Source organism: Candidatus Binataceae bacterium, assembly GCA_035294265.1.
Lineage (GTDB): Bacteria > Desulfobacterota > Binatia > Binatales > Binataceae > DATGLK01.
Genome location: DATGLK010000048.1, coordinates 1 through 4,474, shown reverse-complemented (window position 1 = coordinate 4,474; position 4,474 = coordinate 1). Strand labels below are relative to the sequence as shown.

The window sequence follows — 4,474 nt, the reverse complement described above, 5'->3', positions numbered from 1 at the left end:
AACCATGCCTCCAGCTCCTCCCGATCTGTTTAGCTTATTTCCACCCAGCTCCGCTTTACGCCCATGCTGGCTGGACAAACAACCGCTCCACTTAGTTCACGGACACTATGCCAGCCTTGCGCTCTATACTTTCGTGGAATCGCCGGTAGCTCATGAGCAAAACGAACTCAGGCGAGCGAAGTCTGCGGCTCTTCAGTCGGGGCGTCGCAGGTAGAGCACGCCGAAGTAGTTGAGTTCGTCGGTCCAAACCCGATCGACGGCAAAGCCTGCCTGCTGGGCTAGCATGCGCAGCTCGTCCAGACTGTATTTATGCGAATACTCGGTGCAAATAGCCTCTCCCTCGGTGAAAAAAATCTCCTGTTCGGCCATCGTGACTCGTTGGGCGACTCGGCTGAGCAGGTACATCTCGACGCGCCCGGCGCGTGGGTTGTAAAACGCATAATGCCAAAACTGGTCGGTTTGGAAATTGGCGCCCAATTCGCGGTTGATGCGCACCAGCAGGTTGAGATTGAAGGCAGCGGTTACGCCCTGGCGATCGTTATAGGCAGCGTGCAACAGGCGCGGATCCTTTTTGAGGTCGGCGCCTAGCAGCAGGCCGCCGCCGCGTCCGCACAGGTCCGCGGTCTGTTCGAGCAGCGTCTGGGCCGCGGCTGGCATGAAGTTGCCGATCGTCGAGCCGGGAAAGTAGATCACACGCCGGCGCGCGGCATGGGTAGAGCTGGGCACAGTCAGCGGCGCGGTAAAGTCGGCGCAGACCGGGCGAATTTCCAGCCCAGGGTAGTCACGCGCGAGGGCGTAAGCGGCGGCTCGCAGGTGTTCCCGCGAGATATCGATCGGAACATAACCGGCGGGTCGAGTGAGATGGTCCAGGAGCAGGCGGGTTTTGGTGCTGCTGCCACTGCCGTATTCCAGCAATAGGCAATCTGGGCCCAGCAAGTGCGCCATTTCCGGACTGTGGCGGCGCAGGATCGCCAATTCGCTGCGGGCCGGATAATATTCGGGCAGCGTGCAAATTCGTTCGAAGAGCTGCGAGCCAACCTGGTCATAGAAATATTTGCAGGATAAGGCCTTATCGGGCGCCGCCAGGCCGCGCAGAACATCCTCGCGGAAATCGGCGGTCGCCGGCGCCAGGTCGTGAATCTCGAAAGGGGTGCGGGTAATCATGCGCAGTCGCGAGCCAGACGCAGACCGCTGAACTGCCAGCGTGCTTCGGCGGGAAAAAAGTTGCGATAGGTGTGGCGCGCATGGCTGCGCGCTGTGACACACGAAGAGCCTCTCAAGACCATCTGGTTGCACATGAACTTGCCGTTGTATTCACCCAGTGCTCCGGCCAATTGGCGATAGCCCGGATAGGGGACATAAGGACTGGCGGTCCACTGCCAGACTTCGCCGTGAAGCTGTTGGAGCGGCCCGTGATCTTCCAGCGCGGCGGCGGCGCTGGGATGAAAGTGCGCGCTCTCCAAAAAATTTCCGGCAAGTTCAATTGACTCAGTCGCGCATTCCCATTCCATCTCGCTGGGCAGCCGCGCTCCCGCCCAGCGCGCGTAAGCGTCGGCTTCGTAATAGCTGAGATGACAAACCGGTTCCTCCAGTGTGAGGGGTAACCGCCCGCCCAAGGTGAAGACCATCCATTGGTTGTCTATGTGATTATCGTGGCAGTCACTTGGGCGGTTGTCTTGGCGGCTCCAGTAAAGTGGCGCCTCCCACCCGTGTGCCTGGCGTGCCGCCCAGCCGTCGGATAACCACAGTTGGGGCCGATGATAACCATCGTCATGCATGAAGGCGAGATAATCGCCAACAGTAACCAAGCGACTGGAGAGTTCGAAATCCTCCAGAAAGACGCGATGACGGGGTGATTCATTGTCGAAGGCAAACCCTTGGCCGCGATGGCCAACCCAGGCTAAACGAGAGGGATAGTACAGCCAGCGCGCCGGCTCGGCCGGCGCTGGGGAAGATAGCGTAGGAGCACGATAGACCGGACATAGGGGATTGGCGCTCCAGGCGTGTTTCAGGTCGGTCAGAATCAGCTCCTGATGCTGTTGCTCGTGATGCAGACCGAGGACAAGGGTGGCTTCGATGCGCTGCAACAATTCTTCGTCCGCGCGGTCCAGCAGGGCCGCTATCTGTTGGTCCACCCAGCTTCGATAGTGGTTGACTTCGTCAACGGTGGGGCGTGACAACAGACCGCGCCTAGGGCGAGCCCAGCGCGGACCAACCGCTTCGTAGTAGGAATTGAACAGGAATTGGTAGTAGGGATGAAAGGGGCGGTAATCGTGCAAGAAGGGAGCAAGGACAAATGTCTCGAAAAACCAGCTTGTATGCGCCAGATGCCATTTGACTGGACTGGCCTCGGGCATTGATTGAATTACGTAGTCTTCCGCCACCAGCGGCTCGCACAGGGCGGCGGTCAATTGTCTCACCGCCAGGTAGCGCGCATAAAGGGCTTTTCCCGGGAGCTGCCAGTCGCCGTGTTGAGATTGCGTGGGTAAAGCTCTGGAGGAAGATAGGCTGACGGCTTCCATAAAGTTCCTTTATCGTGCAGGCGCCGAAGGAGGTGGATGGCCCGCTCGGCCGCTTAAGCTTCGCCGCACCGGCTCCGGCGGGGTGAGAACCCTGGACCTAAACCTGCGGCTCGGTCTGACGGTTTGTCCCAGACGTCTGATGGTTCCTTCCAGGCATGCTTTGTAAGACTCGCCCAGAGCCGCGATTAGCTGGGAGAGGCTGGTTTCGTTATGGGGCCTCCCAAGCATCGCATCCGTATTCGGCCATCCTTGCGCAACCGATCGTTTAGTTCAAGAAAAACGGCCGGCTGCTTTTTCTTTTGGAGCGGCTACCTCGACCGACCAACCACTTGCCTATTTGGTTGTAATCCGGCGCAGCGCGACGATAAAGTTGACAAGTGAAAACCTCCTTGGCAGCACGTCTTCGCGGCGTGCTCGCGCGAAAGCCTGGATTTGGGATACGGGGAGCGATGTGACGGATTCCGCAGCCCTTACAGGAGGATGAGAAAAATGGCGGCTGTTTGTGAACATTTACAAGGTTTGACGGCGTCCAGTTTCGCCGTCCCCAATACCCCCGACGCCTGCGAAGATTGTCTCAAGGAAGGGACCACGTGGGTCGCCCTGCGCGAATGCCAATGCGGCCATGTAGGTTGCTGTGATTCCTCCCCTGGCAAGCATGCCACCCGCCATTTCAAGGAAACCCAGCATCCGGTGATGCGCTCGATAATGCCTGGACAGAGCTGGGACTGGTGCTACCTAGACCAGGCCAAGGGCGAGCTCGCCGGCTGAGCTAAGGCGTGAGAGCGTCGATTCACGCGCGCGCCATAAGCGTTCTACAGGCTTGCCCGCGACCGTTGGCGGCGCGCACGAGATGGCCGTTGCGTCGCCGCTGAAAAGTCTCAAGCACACCGCTTCCCACCCCGCGATTTCGTCGGGGCGGCTGATTGCCGCGGGTCTTATCGGCAACGTTCTGGAATGGTACGACTTCTCGCTCTACGGCTACTTCGCGCCGATGATCGGCCATTATTTCTTTCCCAGCCGCAATCCCACGACCTCCTTGATAGCTGCCTTCGCCGTCTTCAGCCTGGGCTTCGTTACTCGCCCGTTAGGCGCGGTGCTGTTCGGCTATATCGGTGACCGCTACAGCCGGGAACGCGCGCTGACCCTGTCGATTCTGGCGATGGCGCTGCCGACTTGCGCCACCGGCCTGCTGCCCGGCTACGCCACCATTGGCTTGGCCGCGCCGTTGACAATGCTGGGATTGCGACTGACCCAAGGACTGTCGGCGGGCGGCGAATACACCACTTCGATCGTGTTCCTGGTGGAACGCTCCAGCGGCGGCCGGCGCGGGTTGATGGGCTCCTTCGGCCTGCTCGGCAGTCTAGCGGGCGGGATGTTGGGTTCGGGCTTGGGTGCGGCGCTTGCCTATCTGATAACTCCAGCGACGCTGATGGCCTGGGGCTGGCGAATCCCTTTTATTGTGGGTTTCGCGCCCGCCTTTTTCGGTATCATGCTGCGCCGCCAGTTGGCCGCGCACGCCGATACAGTGCCGCCCACACCTGCGACAATCGGTCACATACTTCTGGTTCAGTGGCGCTGCGTACTGGGAGTATTCGGTCTGGAGCTGCTGGAAGCCGTGGGCTTTTACACAGTTTTCATATATTTAGCCACCTATTTGACCAAAGTGGTGGGCCTGCAGGAGCGCCAGGTCTTTACCATCAATACCCTGTGTCTGGGCAGCGCGCTGTTAGTGATTCCGTTGAGCGGTTGGCTTTCCGATCGAGTCGGTCGCCGGCCGTTGTTGCTGCTAGCAGCCAGTGCCGCCGCGCTCTTTAGCTGGCCGCTATTCATACTGATGCGGCGTGGCAGCTTTGCCTGTGCTCTAATGGGTCAGTTGGGCTTGGCGATCATCGTCGCGCTTTACGAAGGTGGTGCGCCGGCCGCCGTCACCGAAGCCTTTCCCACTGCGGTGC

Annotated in this window: 4 protein-coding genes; 2 read left to right on the top strand and 2 right to left on the bottom strand. The window is 59.8% G+C overall.

What is annotated here, in order from left to right:
- Positions 1-192: 192 nt before the first annotated feature.
- Together egtD and egtB are read right to left on the bottom strand one after the other, a co-directional pair.
- On the bottom strand, positions 193-1,164 hold the full coding sequence (gene egtD, locus VKV28_08805; protein HLH76886.1) for an L-histidine N(alpha)-methyltransferase: 972 nt from the start codon (positions 1,162-1,164) through the stop codon (positions 193-195).
- Complete coding sequence (gene egtB / locus VKV28_08800; GenBank protein HLH76885.1) at positions 1,161-2,522, bottom strand: ergothioneine biosynthesis protein EgtB; 1,362 nt, start codon at positions 2,520-2,522, stop codon at positions 1,161-1,163. The genes egtD and egtB overlap by 4 nt, the downstream gene beginning before the upstream one ends.
- A gap of 489 nt (positions 2,523-3,011) precedes the next feature.
- Between egtB and VKV28_08795 the strand changes: the two genes are divergently transcribed.
- Positions 3,012-3,290 carry a UBP-type zinc finger domain-containing protein gene (locus tag VKV28_08795; protein ID HLH76884.1) on the top strand — a complete coding sequence of 93 codons (279 nt, stop codon included), beginning with the start codon at positions 3,012-3,014 and terminating at the stop codon, positions 3,288-3,290.
- Positions 3,291-3,372: 82 nt separating this feature from the next.
- Positions 3,373-4,474 (top strand): MFS transporter (locus VKV28_08790; protein ID HLH76883.1); only part of this gene is annotated, 1,102 nt, incomplete at its 3' end.